The following is a 745-nucleotide window of genomic DNA, read 5'->3' as shown; positions in this document are numbered from 1 at the left end:
AAATTTTACAATATTTCAACCAGAATGAATTTCTACACGATTCACTTGTATTAAAAGGCGGAACAGCTATCAATCTCACCGTTTTTCAGATGCCACGACTATCTGTTGACATCGACTTAGATTTTGCCAAGAATTGCAGTAGAGAAGAAATGATTAAAGCAAGACAAAGTATAAATAACGAGATTCTTGCTTATATGTCCAACGAGGGATATGTTCTAAAGCCTGGCTCTAAAAGTCCACATACACTGGACTCGTGGGTATTTGGATATATAAACGCAGGAGGAAATCCGGACAACATTAAGATAGAAATTAATTATAGTGACCGTTGCCACGTACTGCCAATGGAAGAACGTACAATCAGTATCGACTTTCTTGGAGACATAAGGGTTTGTGCCCTCGCACCGATGGAACTCTTTGCCAGCAAGCTCAACGCACTTATCAGTAGAGCTGCTGTACGAGACATTTATGACGTGTATGGTATGATACAGGCGAATCTATTTGAAACAATGGAAGAAAGAGCTCTTCTCCGTAAAATTCTCGTTTTCTACTTGGCTGTCGGTTCCAGTTGCAAAGCAGAGGAGGTTACACTTGATATCAAAAACATCAAGCACATAGAAAAACTTTCCTTCTCGCAAGTTCGTGCCCATCTACTCCCAGTATTAAGCAGAAAAGAAAAATTCGACTTTAACGCAGTAAAAGAACAAGTACTTAGTTTTCTTGGTTCTTTTCTATCTTTCACAGAAGG

The 745-nt window shown here is 39.2% G+C and carries 1 protein-coding gene; it reads left to right on the top strand.

The genetic code is table 11. From position 1 onward, the window contains the following. Positions 1–745: nucleotidyl transferase AbiEii/AbiGii toxin family protein (locus ACTQ53_RS17525; RefSeq protein WP_441934598.1), on the top strand; the 745-nt coding region annotated here is incomplete at both ends.

The sequence above is a fragment of the Prevotella sp. Sow4_E9_plate genome (assembly GCF_052116205.1).
Classification (GTDB): domain Bacteria; phylum Bacteroidota; class Bacteroidia; order Bacteroidales; family Bacteroidaceae; genus Prevotella.
The sequence above is the reverse complement of the archived record's forward strand: the minus strand, read 5'-3'. Positions and strand labels throughout refer to the sequence as shown.